This is a genomic window from Paraburkholderia sp. 22098, assembly GCF_052045935.1.
Lineage (GTDB): Bacteria > Pseudomonadota > Gammaproteobacteria > Burkholderiales > Burkholderiaceae > Paraburkholderia > Paraburkholderia caledonica.
Genome location: NZ_JBQEPV010000004.1, coordinates 257,770 through 274,886 on the forward strand (window position 1 = coordinate 257,770; position 17,117 = coordinate 274,886).

At 62.0% G+C, this 17,117-nt stretch carries 13 protein-coding genes; 7 read left to right on the top strand and 6 right to left on the bottom strand.

What is annotated here, in order from left to right; genetic code table 11:
* Positions 1-46: 46 nt before the first annotated feature.
* Complete coding sequence (locus tag ACTJLB_RS10450; RefSeq protein ID WP_440783193.1) at positions 47-1,396, bottom strand: NAD(P)-dependent oxidoreductase; 1,350 nt, start codon at positions 1,394-1,396, stop codon at positions 47-49.
* Between the two features lie 167 nt (positions 1,397-1,563).
* Positions 1,564-2,844 (bottom strand): Zn-dependent hydrolase, encoded by a 1,281-nt coding sequence (locus tag ACTJLB_RS10455; RefSeq protein ID WP_440783195.1) that lies wholly within the window; start codon positions 2,842-2,844, stop codon positions 1,564-1,566.
* Positions 2,845-3,146: 302 nt separating this feature from the next.
* Here ACTJLB_RS10455 and ACTJLB_RS10460 point away from each other — a divergent pair, with 302 nt between their 5' ends.
* Entirely contained in the window at positions 3,147-3,887 is a 741-nt protein-coding gene (locus ACTJLB_RS10460) for a TetR/AcrR family transcriptional regulator (protein WP_087752612.1), read from the top strand.
* Between the two features lie 33 nt (positions 3,888-3,920).
* Here ACTJLB_RS10460 and boxA read toward each other — a convergent pair whose 3' ends face one another.
* From boxA to ACTJLB_RS10480, 4 genes are all read right to left on the bottom strand, one after another.
* Positions 3,921-5,162, bottom strand: a complete 1,242-nt coding sequence (boxA, locus tag ACTJLB_RS10465; protein ID WP_440783197.1) for a benzoyl-CoA 2,3-epoxidase subunit BoxA — start codon at positions 5,160-5,162, stop codon at positions 3,921-3,923.
* An 87-nt stretch (positions 5,163-5,249) separates the two neighbouring features.
* On the bottom strand, positions 5,250-6,677 hold the full coding sequence (gene boxB, locus ACTJLB_RS10470) for a benzoyl-CoA 2,3-epoxidase subunit BoxB (protein ID WP_440783198.1): 1,428 nt from the start codon (positions 6,675-6,677) through the stop codon (positions 5,250-5,252).
* Between the two features lie 67 nt (positions 6,678-6,744).
* Complete coding sequence (gene boxC, locus ACTJLB_RS10475; RefSeq protein ID WP_440783199.1) at positions 6,745-8,415, bottom strand: 2,3-epoxybenzoyl-CoA dihydrolase; 1,671 nt, start codon at positions 8,413-8,415, stop codon at positions 6,745-6,747.
* Positions 8,416-8,528: 113 nt separating this feature from the next.
* Positions 8,529-9,536, bottom strand: coding sequence for a helix-turn-helix transcriptional regulator (locus ACTJLB_RS10480; RefSeq protein ID WP_440783200.1), 1,008 nt, complete (start codon positions 9,534-9,536; stop codon positions 8,529-8,531).
* A 180-nt stretch (positions 9,537-9,716) separates the two neighbouring features.
* Here ACTJLB_RS10480 and ACTJLB_RS10485 point away from each other — a divergent pair, with 180 nt between their 5' ends.
* The 6 genes from ACTJLB_RS10485 (at position 9,717) to ACTJLB_RS10510 (ending at position 17,063) form a co-directional block, all read left to right on the top strand.
* The gene (locus tag ACTJLB_RS10485; RefSeq protein WP_087751278.1) at positions 9,717-10,184 is read left to right on the top strand and encodes a DUF4863 family protein; all 468 of its coding nucleotides are present in this window, start codon (positions 9,717-9,719) and stop codon (positions 10,182-10,184) included.
* An 8-nt stretch (positions 10,185-10,192) separates the two neighbouring features.
* Positions 10,193-11,788 (top strand): 3,4-dehydroadipyl-CoA semialdehyde dehydrogenase, encoded by a 1,596-nt coding sequence (locus tag ACTJLB_RS10490; RefSeq protein ID WP_440783201.1) that lies wholly within the window; start codon positions 10,193-10,195, stop codon positions 11,786-11,788.
* 114 nt (positions 11,789-11,902) lie between these two features.
* Positions 11,903-13,507, top strand: coding sequence for a benzoate-CoA ligase family protein (locus tag ACTJLB_RS10495; protein WP_440783202.1), 1,605 nt, complete (start codon positions 11,903-11,905; stop codon positions 13,505-13,507).
* Positions 13,508-13,515: 8 nt separating this feature from the next.
* The gene (locus ACTJLB_RS10500; RefSeq protein ID WP_440783203.1) at positions 13,516-14,370 is read left to right on the top strand and encodes an alpha/beta fold hydrolase; all 855 of its coding nucleotides are present in this window, start codon (positions 13,516-13,518) and stop codon (positions 14,368-14,370) included.
* A gap of 179 nt (positions 14,371-14,549) precedes the next feature.
* Entirely contained in the window at positions 14,550-14,873 is a 324-nt protein-coding gene (locus ACTJLB_RS10505) for a hypothetical protein (RefSeq protein ID WP_408164363.1), read from the top strand.
* Positions 14,874-14,951: 78 nt separating this feature from the next.
* A complete protein-coding gene (locus tag ACTJLB_RS10510; protein ID WP_440783204.1) occupies positions 14,952-17,063 on the top strand; it encodes a phosphocholine-specific phospholipase C in 2,112 nt (703 codons plus the stop codon).
* The last annotated feature ends 54 nt before the right edge of the window (positions 17,064-17,117 follow it).

A 17,117-nucleotide genomic window follows, 5' to 3' on the forward strand; every position in this document is an offset into this window, starting at 1 on the left:
GGACGGCTATTTTGTTGTGTCTTCCAGTGCTGTGCAGCGAGCCACGCTACGCGGCTTTCACGGCGGTGCGAGCGAATTGCGCATCGATAGCGGCGGCCGCGAGCTTGCCGTCCTGCACGGCTTGCACGGTCAGGTCGATACCGCCCGTGGCCGCACAATCGCCGCCCGCCCAGACGCCGGCAAGCGACGTCTGCCCGGTTGCATCGACAGCAATGCGGCTGCCGTCGAGCGTCAGCAACTCGCGTTCGATTCCCACCGGCACGAGCGTCTGGCCGATCGCCTTGAGCACCATGTCCGCTTCGATCACGAAGCGCTCCTGGTCGCCCCCGCTCACTGTGCGTTCGAATTCGACGCCCGTCACCACGCCGCCCTCGCCGATCAAACGTACTGGCGTTGCATGCGTGATAAGCGTGACGCCGCTCGTTTGTGCGAAGTCGCGTTCGGCCCATGTCGCGCTCATGGATTCGACGCCGCGCCGATACACCATCGCTACCGATGTCGCGCCGAGCTTGCGGCTTTGCACAGCCGCATCCACCGCGGTATTGCCTCCGCCGATCACGACGACGCGGCGGCCCACCGGCACCGCGCCGAGATCGCGTGCGCTGCGAATCTGCTCGATGAAATCCACCGCATTCATCACGCCGCTCAGGTCCTCGCCGGCCATCGCGAGTGCGCGCACGCCCGTAAGGCCAATCGCGAGAAACACGGCGTCGTGTTGCTTGCGTAGCGTATCGAGGTCGATGTCGCGCCCTAGCGCAACGCCGTTTCTTATTTCGATGCCTCCCACAGAGCACAGCCATTCCACTTCACGCTGCGCGAAATCGTCGACTGTTTTATAAGCGGCAATGCCGTATTCGTTGAGACCGCCGGCTTTGTCGCGAGCGTCGTAGAGGGTGACGTCATGGCCCGCCAGTGCAAGGCGATGCGCGCACGCGAGTCCCGCAGGCCCGGCGCCTATCACTGCGACGTGCCGGCCGGTCGCGGGCGCCCGCTTGAACAATGCTTCGCCGCGAGCCATCGCCCAGTCGGTTGCATGACGTTGCAGTGCGCCGATCGCCACCGGCTTCGCGTCCTGATGATTGCGCACGCAAGCGCCTTCACACAGAATTTCAGTCGGGCACACGCGCGCGCACATGCCGCCGAGCGGATTGGCCGACAGAATGTCCACCGCCGCGCCCTTCAGGTTGCCGTTGCCAATCTTGCGAATGAAGCTGGGAATATCGATCCCGGTCGGACAAGCGTTGACGCAAGGCGCGTCGTAACAGTAGTGGCAACGGCTCGCCGCCGCGGCGGCGGCGCTTGCGTCGAGCAAAGGTGCAATGTCGGAGAACTCGCAGGAAATCTGCTCGGGCGACAGGCGTTGCGCGGCGATGTCGCCGGTTTGCTTGATAGCCATACACGTTCCTTCTGTCGATTTGAGGACGCAGCCGCACCTGTCGACTCTCGCGTGAGCGAAGCCTGCACGGCATGTTTTTCTGGCGCTACGGTGAAGCTGTTAAAGCAGGTAATCCGGGTCGCGATCAGAATCCGGGACGGCGCTGGCAAGCCACATTAATCGGCGCACTATGAAACCGGCTCGCACGCACGCTCCAGCATCGCATGGAGCAACACGTTCGCGCCGGCTTCGATCCATTCGAAGGAGGCGTCCTCGATTTCGTTATGGCTGATCCCGTCGACGCACGGCACGAACACCATTGAAGTGGGCGCGACTTGCGCGAGATAACAGGCGTCGTGACCCGCGCCGGACACCATGTTGCGATGCGAGTAACCAAAGCGCTCGGCCGCTGCGCGCACCGACTTCACGCAAGCTTCGTCGAACGCGACGGGCTCGTAGTAAAAGATCTGTTCGAGTTCGGTTTCGAGACCGATGCCGTTCGCGATCTGCGCCACGCCTTCGCGCAACGCGGCATCCATCTTCGCCAGCACGGCGTTGTCCGGATGCCGGAAGTCGACGGTAAAGAACACTCGCCCAGGGATCACATTGCGCGAGTTCGGATAGACCTGCATCATGCCGACCGTCGCGCACGCGAGCGGCGCATTATCCAGCCCGATGCGATTGACGAGGTCGACTACTCGCGCAGCGCCGAGCAGTGCATCGCGCCGGCGCGGCATCGGCGTCGGACCCGCGTGCGCCTCCTGTCCCGTCAGCGTGATTTCGTACCAGCGCTGACCTTGCGCATCCGTGACTACGCCAATGGTTTTCTGCTCGGCTTCGAGAATCGGCCCCTGCTCGATATGCAGTTCGAACGCCGCATGCAATCGGCGACCGCCGCACGGCACATCGCCCGCATAGCCGATGCGCTGCAGTTCCTCGCCGATCGTCTTGCCATCTACGTCTTTGCGCGACAAACCGTATTCGAGCGAGAACACGCCCGCGAACACGCCGGACGCAACCATGGCCGGCGCAAAACGCGAGCCTTCCTCGTTGGTCCAGATCACGACTTCGACAGGATGCTCGGTCTCGATGCCGTGATCGTTCAGACTCCGAATCACTTCGAGACCGCCCAGCACGCCGTAAATGCCGTCGAATCGCCCGCCAGTCGGCTGCGAGTCCGCATGCGAGCCGGTCATCACAGGCAATGCATCGGGATTGCGTCCCGCGCGGCGCATGAACACGTTGCCCATCTGATCGACACTGACCGTGCAGCCGGCTTCCTTCGCCCAGCTAACGATCAGGTCTCGCCCTTCCTTGTCGAGGTCGGTCAGCGCGAGGCGGCATACGCCGCCTTTAGGCGTTGCACCGATCTTTGCCATCGTCATCAGGCTGTCCCACAGCCGCCTGCCGTCGATCCTGATCGACGTAGCGGGCTCTGCCCGCTTTAGCGCTTCGGATACCGCGTTCATTCGTCTCGCTCCTTCCGGTGAACCGACATGAAACTGGTGCATGGGCGGCGGCTTTTGGGGCGTCTCCGCACGGCTGCGGTGCAGGTTCCATGCGCCTGGCTGCTTCTCATAGCGAGGGCTAACCCTGGTGCATGTCCCGCTTTCTCAATCCTGTCCAGTTGGACAGGTTGTAGACGATTAACTCCGCCAAATCAATGCTTTTCGCACGGGCAAACCAAGAGCGAGAAGCGTGCCATTGCATTGCAGCAGCGCGGAAAGCGGCTTTCAAAATACGTAGGTGAGCAGTGCGTCGAGCGACTAGAATGAAGCGCGACGCGGCGCCCATGCCGCCGAAGGCGAACATGAGAGACGACGACGTGGCTGGGGGCATCACGGAAAACGACGAAACGCGCGCGCCTTTGCGGCGGCGCAAGGCGCACATTCGCGAGTCGAACGAAGCGCATCTTCTGGCTTGTGCGGAAGCGGTCTTCGCGGAACGCGGACTCGACGGGGCGAGCACCGCGATGATCGCCGAACGCGCGGGCTTACCGAAAGCCAACGTGCATTACTACTTCCCGACCAAGCTTGCGCTTTACCGGCGTGTGCTCGAAGACCTGTTCGAAGACTGGTACCGCGCAGCCGATACATTCGAATGCAGCGACGATCCGGTGGAGGCAATCGGCGGATATGTGCGCGCGAAAATGGAATTGTCGCGGCGGCGCCCGCTCGGCTCGAAAGTGTGGGCGAGCGAGATCATTCACGGCGCCGGGCATATGGAAGACATTCTGACGGGGCGCGTCAAGCCATGGCTCGACAGCCGTGTAAAAGTAATCGACGACTGGATCTCACGAGGCCTGCTCGCGCCTGTCGATGCGCGAACGCTGATGTATATGATCTGGGCGACGACCCAGCACTACGCCGACTTCGACGCACAGATTCGCGCGCTCAAAGGCAAGCGCGCGATGACGCAAAAGTCGTTCGAGGCGACGACCGAAGAAGTCGTGCAACTGGTCATTCGCGCGTGCGGGGCAGTGTCGCCGGCACAACGGGCGCCAGGCCGGTGACGCTTCGCGGCAGCGGTTTCTGGCGCGGCCGGATCAATACGTTTCCAGATGCAGGCGCCCTTCTTTCTTGAGCTTCGCCCACAGCGCTTCCCAATCCAGCTGATGCTGCTCGCCGATCTCCTTCAGCGCTTGCAGCACGCCGTCTTCCATGCCCTTTAGCCCGCACACGTAGATATGCGTATTGTCGTCCTTGAGCATCTGCGCAACGTCGACCGCGCGTTCGCGCATCGCGTCCTGCACGTAGCGCTTGGGCTGCCCCGGCGTGCGCGAGAATGCGAGATTGGTGTCGATGAAATCTTTCGGCAGATTAGTTAGCGGCCCGAAGTATGGCAATTCCTCTTTGGTACGCGCACCAAAAAACAGCATCAGCTTGCCCGTTGCTCCCTTCAGGCGACGGCGCCGGCGATATTCCGTCATTGCGCGCATCGGCGCCGAACCGGTGCCCGTGCAGATCATCAGAAGATGCGAATTCGGATGGTTCGGCATCAGAAACGTGCTGCCGAACGGGCCGATCACCGTGACCACGTCGCCCTTTTTCAGATCGCACAGATAGTTCGAGCAGATTCCGTCGATCGAATCGCCATGCCGTTGTGCGACGCGCTTCACCGTCAGCGAAACGTTGTTGTAGCCGGGGCGCTCGCCGTCGCGCGGGCTGGCGATCGAATATTGGCGCGCGTGGTGCACGCGCCCGTCGCCGGTCGCGCCGGGCGGCAGAATGCCGATCGATTGACCTTCGAGCACCGGAAACGGCATCGTTCCGAAGTCGAGCACGATGTGATGTATGTCGCTTTCCGTCGATACGTCGGTAAGCCGGTAGTTGCCGACCACAGTCGCCGTAGTCGGCGTCTTGTGTGTGTAGAGATTGACGTAAGGCTTCGCGGCGGACCACGGCGGCACGACTGACCCGCGCACGGTGTCTACTTCAATGCCGCTCGCGTTCGCCGCTGCATCGCCGGTAGTGTCCGCCGCGGGCGATTCCTCCACCGCGGGCGCGGCCATTGTGTTCTGCTCTGGCAAGACGTCCCAAGTGAATTGTTCTTCGACCGGATATGCGTCGGCCTTCAATACGGTACGCCAGTTGTCGATCGCGCCGGTAGGACAAGGCGGCACGCACGCCATGCAGCCGTTGCAGACATCCGCCTTCACGACGTAGTTGTTTTCGTCGTGCGTGATCGCGTCGATCGGACAGGTCTCTTCGCACGTATTGCAGCGAATGCAGATTTCCGGATCGATCAGATGCTGCCTGAGAACCTCGATCGACACTGGGCCGTTCATGACTTCCTCCACCATGTTGTGCCGCGCAAGCTTGCCACGCGCGCTTCATGCAACTTCAGCAACTCCTGCGTTGCGCGATACCGGCGTTCAGTTAAAGCGCACGTATTCGAAATCGACCGGCTGACGGTTCACGCCCATCGCAGGCGGCGCAATCCAGTTCGCGAATTTGCCGGGCTCCGTGACGCGACCCATCAGCGAAGCAACGAATGCGCGGTCTTCCGGTGTGGCGAGCCACTTCGCTTCGTTTGCGGCCCACTCCGCTTCGCCGATCACGCGGCCGTCGGGCGACACGCGTGTGCCCGCAAAGGTGCCGATCTGCCGGTTGAACGCCTTGTGCGGCACCGTCATGCGGAAGTCTATGCCGGCCTTTTCGAGCACCTTGTTCCAGCGGCCTACACCCGCGACCGAGTCCTTGATGTAGTCGTCGCGCAGAACTTCGTTCATCGCATTGAGCATGGGCACTTCGCGTTCCAGGAGCTTGCCGTCCTGCACATCCAGCAGCTTGTAGCTCTGCCCGTTCAATTGATGATCGTCATCGCGCTTGCCCTCTTCATAGCGGCCCTTCAGGCCCGAGCTATAGAACGTGGCCGCATTCGACGAATGATCCGCGCCGAACAGGTCGATCGTCACCGAGTAATGGAAGTTGAGATAGCGCTGAATGGTCGGCAAGTCGATCACACCGGCCGCGCGAATCCTGGCGACGTCGTCGGTGCCGAGTTCGTTCATCACCTGAGCAGTCCGCTGAATCACGCGCGAAACGCCCGATTCGCCGACGAACATATGGTGCGCCTCTTCGGTCAACATAAACTTCGTGGTGCGCGCGAGCGGGTCGAAGCCCGATTCCGCGAGTGCGGACAACTGGAACTTGCCGTCGCGATCAGTGAAGTACGTGAACATATAGAACGCGAGCCAATCCGGCGTTTTCTCGTTGAACGCACCGAGAATGCGAGGATTGTCGTCGTCGCCGGAACGTCGCCCCAGCAGTGCTTCGGCTTCCTCACGACCGTCGCGGCCGAAGTAGCGGTGCAGCAGGTACACCATAGCCCACAGATGCCGGCCTTCTTCCACGTTGACCTGAAACAGGTTTCGCAAGTCGTACATGGAAGGCGCGGTCAAGCCGAGGTGTCGTTGCTGCTCGACGGAAGCGGGCTCCGTATCGCCTTGCGTCACGATGATACGGCGCAGATTGGCGCGGTGCTCGCCGGGCACGTCCTGCCATGCGGCTTCGCCCTTATGTTCGCCGAAGTGAATCTTGCGGTCCTGGTCGCCCGGCGTCAGAAAGATGCCCCAGCGATAGTCCGGCATCTTCACATGATCGAAATGCGCCCAGCCTCCCGCATCCACGCTCACCGCAGTACGCAGATACACGTCGTAGCCGTGCGAGCCTTCCGGGCCCATATCGCCCCACCACGACAGGAAGTTCGGCTGCCACTGCTCGAGCGCGCGCTGCAGCGCGCGGTCGTCGGCGAGGTTGACGTTGTTCGGAATCTTTTCGCTGTAGTTGATCGTTGACATGGTCGTTCCTTGCAATGCGGAAGGTGAGAGGCGTACCGGGAAGCGGGCGTCGTAATGCGCTCGTGCGTCAAACGCGCGATACGTCGAATTGCGCCTTGCTGCCCTTGCCGTACACCTTGAGCGCACCCTTCTCGCCCACTGCGTTCGGCCGGTTGAAGATCCAGTTCTGCCAAGCGGTGAGACGGCCAAAAATGCGCGTTTCCATTGTTTCGGGGCCGTTAAAACGCAGGTTCGCTTCGAGTCCGGTCAGCGCATCGGGAGACATTGCCGCGCGTTCTTCTAGTGCGATCCGAATTTCGTCGGCCCAATCGATGTCGTCCGGCGCTGCCGTGACAAGTCCCAAACGCTCGGCCTCGACCGGCTTGACCGACTGTCCGATCAGCGAACGCACCGTGTCGAGCGGCGCCGTTTCTTCATAGAAGCGGCGTGCAAGCCGTGACTGGTGGGTAACCATCGGATAAAGACCGAAGTTCGCTTCCGACAGCGTGATGGCGGGCTCCTCTTCCTCATTGCCCGGCAACGCGGCCATATACGAACGATCCGCTGCAAAAGCGAGTTCGGCGAACGTGCCGGCAAAGCATGAGCCCGGTTCGATCAACGCAAATAACGAACGCGACGAAACGTCGATGCGCGCGAGCGTGCGGCGCAACATGCCAATCGTCTCGCGTACGAACCAGTGGTCCTTGTGCTGCATCAACACAGCGTCGGCGGCGAGCACGTTGCGCGCGTCGCCTTCGGTTCGGAATATCCATGTGCCGACTTCAAGCTCGTTGGTGCGCATCGACAGGATGGCGTCGTCGAGTTCGCGAGCGAATTGCAACGGCCACCAGTTCGCGCCCGCTGCGACGATCGCGTCGATATTTGTGGGCTGTTCCGTTTGCGGCGCTTTTGCGGTGAATGTCGCAATGCGTTTAGCGCGATCGATCGTGACGTCTAGCGTTTTATACGTGAGTCCGTCGTCGCGGTCCGTACGCTTGATGCGCGTGAGCATCACACCTTGCGCGGCCGAAGGACGATCGCTCTGCGCGGCGAGTTCGAGCGCGCGAGCCTGAATGGCCTGGTCGAACTGGTTCGGTTTGACGACCTCGTCCACGAGACGCCACGCTTTTGCCCGCTCGCCGCGAATACCTTCGACCACGGTGCAGAAAATGTCGGCGCGGTCATGGCGCACCTTGCGTTTGTCAGTGACTCGCGTGAGTCCGCCCGTGCCGGGCAGCACGCCGAGCAACGGCACTTCGGGCAACGACACCGACGAAGAGCGGTCGTCCACCAGGTAGATCTCGTCACACGCAAGCGCAAGTTCATAGCCGCCGCCCGCGCAGGCGCCGTTCACCGCCGCAAGAAACTTGAGGCCCGAATGACGCGACGAGTCTTCCAGTCCGTTACGCGTTTCGTTCGTGAACTTGCAGAAGTTGACCTTCCACGCGTGCGACGAAAGGCCGAGCATGAAGATGTTGGCGCCCGAGCAGAACACGCGGTCCTTGAGGCTCGTCAACACGACGGTTTTGACTTCCGGGTGCTCGAAACGGATTCGCTGAATGGCGTCGTGCAGTTCGATATCCACGCCGAGGTCATACGAATTCAGTTTGAGCTTATAGCCTTCGCGAATACCGCCGTCTTCCGCGATGTCGATGCCGAGCGTCGCTACCGGGCCGTTGAAGCTCAGCTTCCAATGCTTGTACTGCGAGGGATCGGTGCGGTAGTCGACCGGCGCGATCGCGGCTTCTGCTGTGGACATGGGCGTCTCCTGACTGGACGATGCAAGTTGTTTCCAGAACAATAGTGCACTGTCCAACCCATGTAAAGCACTTTAATGCATATTAAGGTGTTTCCCTGATCCCTCAGTGCATGTCAGACAGCGCGTGCCTCATCGGGCGATTCGGCTGCGAGCCGCGCAGCAAGGCGGTCTCGCAGTTGCAGATAGGCGTCCGCCAAGGTTTTCTCGCTCGTGTCGAAGGTCATATCCGCGCGGCCATACAACTCGCTGCGGCCAGCCAGAATGCGCTTCAGGTCGTCCATCGCCTCCTTGTTGCCCGACATGGGCCGCAAATCGCCCTGCGCGACGACCCGGCGCATGTGCTCTTCAGGTGCGGCCTGCAGCCACACGGTGAAGCAATGCGACAGCAGCGCGTTGAACGTGCCGGACTCGGACACCAGCCCGCCCGGCGACGCGATCACCGCACGTTCGTGCTCCTGTATCACCGCTTCGAGCGCACGGTGTTCGTACCGCCTGTAAGCGCTTGCGCCATATAGCGAATGGATTTCCGCCGGCGGGCAGCCCGCCAGTTGCTCGATCACCCTCGTCAACTCGACGAACGGAACCTTGCGCTCCTGCGCGAGCATGCGCCCGAGCGTCGATTTTCCGGCGCCGCGCAGTCCGATCAGCGCAATCCGGTCCTTGCGATGCGGGTCGCGCGGCGCCTGCGCGAACATCTCGGCAAGTGCCACGCGCGCGCGCTGCAATGCAGCCTGGTCGCGCCCGTGCAGCAGTTCGCGGATCAACAACCATTCGGCGGACGCAGTCGTTTCGTCGCCGATCACCTCGGCCAGCGGGCAGTTCAACGTGGCCGCGATCTGCCGCAACACCAGCACCGACGCATTGCCGACGCCCGATTCCAGATTCGCGAGATGCCGCTCCGACAGGCCGGTTTCAGCAGCCAGTGTCTTGCGCGTCATGCCGCGACGTGCGCGCAGCAGGCGCACGCGCTCGCCCATCGCGGTCAGAAACGGGTCGCGCTCTTCGCGTTCGCCGGTGCGCTCGCCGCGAGCGCTCTCCTCGCCGACGGCTTCGAGCGACGGCGAATCGGATGGCGAGTTAGACGGCGAGCCGGGCGATGAAGCAACGTTATTTCGGTTCATGTTTTCTACCTAGATCCAGCCATACATGTACTATAGTGCTTGACACACGCTTAGTGAACGGTTAATTTTCGCCGAACATTGATCGCATACCAAGCTCGCCGCGATTCTTCGAGCGGCATTACGGAGACCGCGCAGCGCGTCACATGCATTAACGTGCGTGCGCACAGTCTGGAGGCCCGCATGTCCCCATCCGATTTCCAGCGCCTGATAGCCGGCGTGACAGCGCAACTCGCAGGCCGGCCGCTGAACGCCGAACTCGCAGACTGGCTCAACAGCACCTACCCCGCAGACAGCCAGACATTTCGCGATCTCGCCGCTGCATGCCGCGCGGGAGCCGCTGAAGGCTGGCTGTGCAACCGCGAGGGCGGCGGCATCCGTTACGGGCGCATCTTCAAAGCGCTGCCCGACACCCACGGCTTTTCCGTCGACGTAGTCGACATGAAGGACATTGCCGGCCCGCATCATGTTCATCCGCACGGCGAGATCGATCTCATCATGCCGCTGACAGAAGGCGCAACCTTCGACGGTCATCCTGCGGGCTGGTGCGTCTATCAGGCAGGCTCCGCGCATCGACCCACGGTGGCGAACGGCCAGGCGCTCGTGCTGTATCTTCTGCCGCAAGGCGCAATCGAATTCACCGCTGCGTGAGTGCCGTCATGATCGAACTGTTGAAGAACCACGTAGCGGGCGAATGGGTTGCGGGAACCGGAGACGGACACACGCTGACCGATCCGGTAACGGGAGAAGCGCTCGTGCGCGTGTCCAGCGAAGGACTGGATCTGTCACACGCATTCCGCTTTGCGCGCGATGAAGCCGGCGCGTCCCTGCGCGCGCTGTCCTATGCCGAGCGCGCCGCGCGTCTCGCCGATGTGGTCAAGCTCCTTCAGTCGAAGCGGGACGACTACTATGCGATCGCTCTCGCTAACTCCGGCACGACGCGCAACGATTCAGCGGTCGATATCGACGGCGGCATTTTCACGCTGTCGTACTACGCCAGGTTAGGAGCATCGCTCGGCAACGTGCATGCGCTGCGCGACGGCAACGCGAGCGCATTGAGCAAGGATCAATCGTTCAGCGTGCAGCACGTGCTCACGCCAACGCGCGGCGTCGCGCTCTTTATCAACGCATTCAACTTTCCGTCGTGGGGCTTGTGGGAAAAAGCGGCCCCTGCGTTGCTTTCCGGCGTACCCGTCATCGTTAAGCCCGCGACCGCGACGGCGTGGCTCACGCAACGCATGATCGCCGATGTCGTCAACGCGGGCATCCTGCCACGCGGCGCGCTCTCGGTGATTTGCGGCGGCTCTGCGGGTCTGCTCGACCAGGTTCAGGCGTTCGATGTCGTGTCCTTCACGGGCTCGGCTGAAACGGCCGCATCGCTGCGCGCATACCCGGCTTTCGTCGTACGCGGCGCGCGGCTGAATGTCGAAGCCGATAGTCTGAACAGCGCGATTCTGTGTGCGGATGCGACCCCCGACACGCCCGCATTCGATCTTTTCATCAAGGAAGTCGTGCGGGAAATGACCGTGAAATCCGGGCAGAAATGCACGGCGATCCGGCGCGCGTTCGTTCCTGACAGGGCGCTTGATGCCGTCGTCGATGCGCTGAAAACGAAGCTCGCGAAGATCACCGTGGGCAATCCGCGCAACGACGCCGTGCGCATGGGATCGCTCGTGAGCCGCGCGCAATACGAGAACGTGCTGGCGGGCATTGCCGCGTTGCGTGAGGAAGCGGTGCTCGCGTACGACGGGTCGGCCGCGCCGCTCATCGACGCCGATGCGGCTGTTGCTGCGTGCATCGCGCCGCATCTGTTCGTCGTCAACGATCCGGATAACGCAACCCTGCTGCACGATGTCGAAGTATTCGGACCCGTGGCGAGTGTGGCGCCATATCGCGTAGCAAACGGCGCCGGTGAACTGAGCGAAGCGCACGCGGTCGACCTCGCGCGGCGCGGACAGGGATCGCTCGTCGCATCGATCTATTCAAACGACGACGCGCACCTGGGCAGGCTTGCGCTTGAACTCGCCGATTCGCATGGCCGCGTGCATGCGGTTTCGCCTTCCGTCGAGCAGAGTCAGACCGGCCACGGCAACGTGATGCCGATGTCGCTTCACGGCGGACCGGGACGCGCGGGCGGCGGTGAAGAACTCGGCGGTCTGCGCGCGCTTGGTTTCTATCACCGGCGTTCGGCGATTCAGGCGTCGGCAGCGGCAATCGACGCAGTTGCGCAGCTAACCCATTTGCCCACGGCATGACGACTTGAAGATGAACACCAGATGACGGAGAAGCGCCCGCAGTAGCGCATGCAGACATTCAGCGGATCATGAGCACATAACAGCCGGACCGCCCCCACTCGATGGAGGAGACATATGGAAGCCCTGTTCGAACCGGCTGCAAGCCAGCCCGTCGTCACGGTCGAGCCGCCGCCCGCTCGCTTCAATTTCGCGGCTCATCTGTTCGCGTTGAACGCGCCGCGCGCGGCGAAAACCGCTTATATCGACGACAGCGGCCACATGACTTACGGCGAACTCGAAGACCGCGCACGGCGCTTTTCGAGCGCGTTACGCGGTTTGGGCGTGCATCCTGAAGAGCGTGTGCTGCTGGTAATGCTGGACACCGTCTCATTGCCCATCGCTTTTCTTGGCGCGCTCTATGCGGGCGTGGTTCCGGTGGTCGCAAACACGTTGCTCACGCCGGCCGATTACGTGTACATGCTCACGCATAGTCATGCGCGTGCGGTCATTGCGTCGAGCGTGCTGATCCAAAATGTCACGCAAGCCATGGAGACGGCCGAGCACGACGGCTGCCAGCTCATTGTCTCCAACCGGGCGGCGCCAGCACCTGAAGGCGAGCCGTTCGCGGCGCCGGTGCTGGAAGATCTGATCAATGCCGCGACGCCCGCTTTGAAAGCCGCCACCACAGGTTGCGACGACATTGCCTTCTGGCTGTATTCATCGGGTTCGACCGGAAAACCGAAGGGCACTGTCCACACGCATGCGAATCTTTACTGGACCGCCGAGTTGTACGCGAAGCCGGTACTCGGCATTGTCGAAAGCGATGTGGTGTTCTCCGCGGCGAAGCTGTTCTTTGCCTATGGGCTGGGTAACGCGCTGACCTTTCCGCTTTCCGTCGGCGCTACTGCTGTGCTGATGGCTGAGCGCCCCACCGCCGACGCCGTTTTCTCCCGCCTCACGCGCCACCGTCCGACCGTTTTCTATGGCGTGCCGACGCTTTACGCGAGCATGCTAGTGTCGCCGAACCTGCCTGCGCGCGACGATGTCGCAATGCGCGTTTGCACCTCCGCTGGCGAGGCATTGCCGCGCGAGATCGGCGAACGTTTTACGCGGCACTTCGGCTGTGAAATTCTCGACGGCATCGGCTCGACGGAGATGCTGCATATCTTCCTGTCCAATCGCGCGGGCGAAGTCGAATATGGCACGACGGGTCGCCCTGTGCCCGGTTACGAAGTGGAGTTGCGCGACGACAGCGGTCGCGCGGTCGGCGACGGCGAAGTGGGCGACCTCTTTATCAAAGGCCCGAGTGCCGCGCTGATGTACTGGTGTAACCGCGAAAAAACGCGAGCCACTTTTCTCGGCGAGTGGATTCGCAGCGGCGACAAGTACAGCCGTCTGCCGAATGGCTGCTATGTGTATGCGGGCCGCAGCGACGACATGCTGAAAGTCAGTGGCCAGTATGTGTCGCCGGTCGAAGTGGAAATGGTGCTGGTGCAGCATAACGCAGTGCTCGAAGCGGCCGTGGTCGGTGTCGATCACGGCGGCCTTATGAAAACGCGCGCGTTCGTCGTATTGAAGCGCGAGTTTTCACCGTCTGAGATACTGGTGGACGAATTGAAGGCGTTCGTGAAAGACCGGCTCGCGCCGCACAAGTATCCACGCGAAATCGTGTTCGTCGACGACTTGCCGAAGACCGCCACCGGAAAAATTCAACGCTTCAAACTGCGCGAACAGTCATAAGGTGATACATGCAGAATGCCGCTGTCGAGACACCCACTAGCCATTTCGCCGACCTGCCCGCCACGGCATCGCACGGGCCGCTGCGGATTGAATATCGCTGGTTGAACGGTGAAGCCGCCGACACCACTGGCAACGCAACGAGCCATGCGCCAATCGCCGTCTTCCTTCACGAAGGACTCGGCTCGATCGCCATGTGGCGCGACTGGCCACAATCGTTGTGCGAGCGGCTCGGCATGCGTGGACTCGTGTACTCGCGTCCCGGTTATGGTTTATCGACACCGCGCCCCCACCACGTCAAATGGCCGGTCGACTTCATGAGCGACCAGGCGCGCGATATTTTGCCCGCGCTGCTGGACGAACTCGGCATTGGCCTGCACGAACGGCGGCGCATGTGGATCATTGGACACAGCGACGGCGGCTCGATCGCGCTGCTTTACGCGGCGTTGCATCCCGACGCGCTGGCGGGCGCGGTGGCCATCGCGCCGCACGTATTTGTCGAAGAGTTATCGGTGCAAAGCATCGCGCAGACGAAGCAGCTTTACGAAAGCACCGACCTGCGCGACAAACTCGCCCGCTATCACGCAGACGTCGATTCCGCTTTCTATGGCTGGAATGATATCTGGCTGGATCCTGCATTCCGCGACTGGTCGATTGCGCAGCAGCTTTCGACGATCAACAAGCCGTTGCTCGCCCTACAAGGCCACGACGACAACTACGGCACGATGGCTCAGATCGACACCATTCCCAAGTACGCGCCGCATGCCGAACTCGTCAAGCTCGACGCTTGCGGACACTCGCCACACCGCGATGCGCCTGACCGGTTGAACGAAGCAATCGCGGAGTTCGTGTCGCGATACCGGTAGCGGCAGGTTGCCGCTCGCCGGCACGCAACGGGCGAGGCGACAACCTTTATCCCCATTTGTCACCAAATCCCCAAATTTCCAAAACTTCACAAAACTTACACAGGTAAGCGGATATTCTCTTCGCACCGCTGACCTGGGCACACCGATGCCCGCGCGTTCCCCGTGCCGGAGACATCGCTATGTCCTATGCGTCGAAGCCGTTCAGTGCCTTGCATCGCAAACGTTTGGCCATTGCGCTCGTGGCGCTGCCACTGTCCGCGCTGATCGTCGCCTGCGGCAATGACGACGCCAAGGCGCCGGATACGGGCAACGCCGGCTCCGCGCTGAACGCCACCGATCAGAGCAGCACCGCCGTCCTGTCGGCAAATCCTCTTTCTGCATCGCCCTCGCCCGCCGCCGTCACGATTCAAAGCCCAGCACTACCTGCATCAAGCGCCGACCCGGCATTGTCCGCCGCCGCTTCGACGCCCCTCGCCACACCTGTAATCCATACCGTTGACTGAGTCCCGCGCTTCACGCGCCGCTCATGCCTGCCGCGCTGCGTGGATCGTTTTCCCACTGAAGACACGAAAGCACATACCATGACCTCAAAAAATCGTCGTGATTTTCTACGCTCTGCCGCGCACGCGGCCGGTTCCGTCACCGCGCTGAGCATGCTGCCGCAAGGCATTCGCAACGCGCTCGCCATTCCGGCGAACAACAAGACCGGCACGATCCGCGACGTCGAACACATCGTGGTGCTGATGCAGGAAAACCGCTCGTTCGACCACTACTTCGGCACGCTCAAGGGTGTGCGCGGTTTCGGCGACACGCGCGCGGTCAACCTGCCCAATGGCAAGCCGGTGTGGTATCAACCGCTTGCCGCGGATCTCGGCTATGTGTTGCCGTTCCGCCCGAGCGCGCCGAACCTCGGACTGCAGTTCGTGCAGGACCTCGCGCACGACTGGAACAGCACGCACGCTGCGTGGAACGGCGGCCGCTACGATCAGTGGGTGCCCGCCAAAGGCTCGACCACCATGGCCTACCTCACGCGCGAGGACATTCCTTTCCACTATCAACTCGCCGACGCATTCACGATTTGCGACGCCTACCATTGCTCGCTGATGGGCCCGACGGACCCGAACCGCTACTACATGTGGGCAGGCGGTGTAGGCAACGACGGCACCGGCGGCGGTCCTGTGATCGACAATTCCGAACTCGGCTACGGCTGGTCGACCTATCCGGAAGTGCTGCAAAACGCAGGCATTTCGTGGAAGATCTATCAGGACATCGGCACCGGGCTCGACGCCAAGGGCTCCTGGGGCTGGACTCAGAACGCTTATATCGGCAACTACGGCGACAACTCGCTGCTCTACTTCAACCAGTACCGCAACGCTCAGCCGGGCAACCCGCTGTATGAGAACGCGCGCACCGGCACGAATGCATTGAAGGGCGACGGCTACTTCGACATTCTCAAGCGCGATGTGCAGAACAACGCGCTGCCGCAAGTCTCGTGGATCGTCGCACCGGAAGCCTATTCAGAGCACCCGAACTGGCCTGCGAATTACGGCGCGTGGTACATCGACCAGGTCTTGCAGATCCTGACCTCGAATCCCGAGGTGTGGAGCAAGACCGTACTCCTGATCAATTACGACGAGAACGACGGCTTCTTCGACCATATGGTGCCGCCGTGTGCGCCGAGTTCGAGTGCGAACGGCCTCTCCACCGTCGACACCGTCAACGAAATCTATCCGGGCGATGCAAAGAACGTTGCCGCGCCGTACGGCCTCGGCCCGCGCGTGCCGATGCTCGTCGTCTCGCCGTGGTCCAAAGGCGGCTATGTGTGTTCGGAGGTGTTCGACCATACGTCGGTAATCCGCTTTATCGAACAGCGCTTCGGCCAGCAGCACAATCTCGGCGAGCCGAACATCTCGCCGTGGCGACGCGCGGTGTGCGGCGACCTGACGTCGGCCTTCAACTTCAGCAACCCGAACGACGCCTTCCCGACGTTGCCGAGCACGACCGGCTATGTGCCGCCCGATCAGAACCGTCATCCGGACTACGTGCCGCTGCCGCCTGCGGTACAGGCAGTCCCGCGTCAGGAACCCGGCGTGCGCCCGGCTCGTGCGCTGCCGTATGAAATGTTCGTGCGAGTGCATGGCGAAGGCGCCGAAAAAACGTTGACCATGCGCTTCGTCAATACGGGCAGCGCAGGCGCGGTGTTTCTCGTCTATCGCGCGAACAGCCTCGAGGCGCCGCGCACGTATACGGTCGAGGCCGGCAAGCGCTTGCAGGATCAGTTCCCGCTGAATGCGGACGGCTCTTACGATTTCACCGTTCACGGTCCGAACGGTTTCTTGCGCCGCTTCACCGGCCGGCCGATTGCTCGCAGCTGGTGGGACGGATCGGATATCGCGCGCCCCGAAGTGCTGGAAGGCTACGACGTCGTGAACGGCAATCTGCAACTGCGCCTCGAAAACGTGGGCAGCGCGCATTGCAAGTTCACGATTGTCAATGCGTACGACCCGAAGCACACGATCAAACGTGTGGTGCGCGGCGGCGATACCGACGAGCTTTACCTCGATCTTCGCAATGCGCACGGCTGGTACGACCTGGCGATTACCGTCGACACCGACCCGCTATTTGCCCGCCGTTTTTCAGGCCACGTGGAGACGGGCAAGAGCAGCATGAGCGATCCTGCGCTGGGCGCCTGAACGAGCGCGAACACCGACGCATGACAACGGCCGCTGCGATAAAACGCAGCGGCC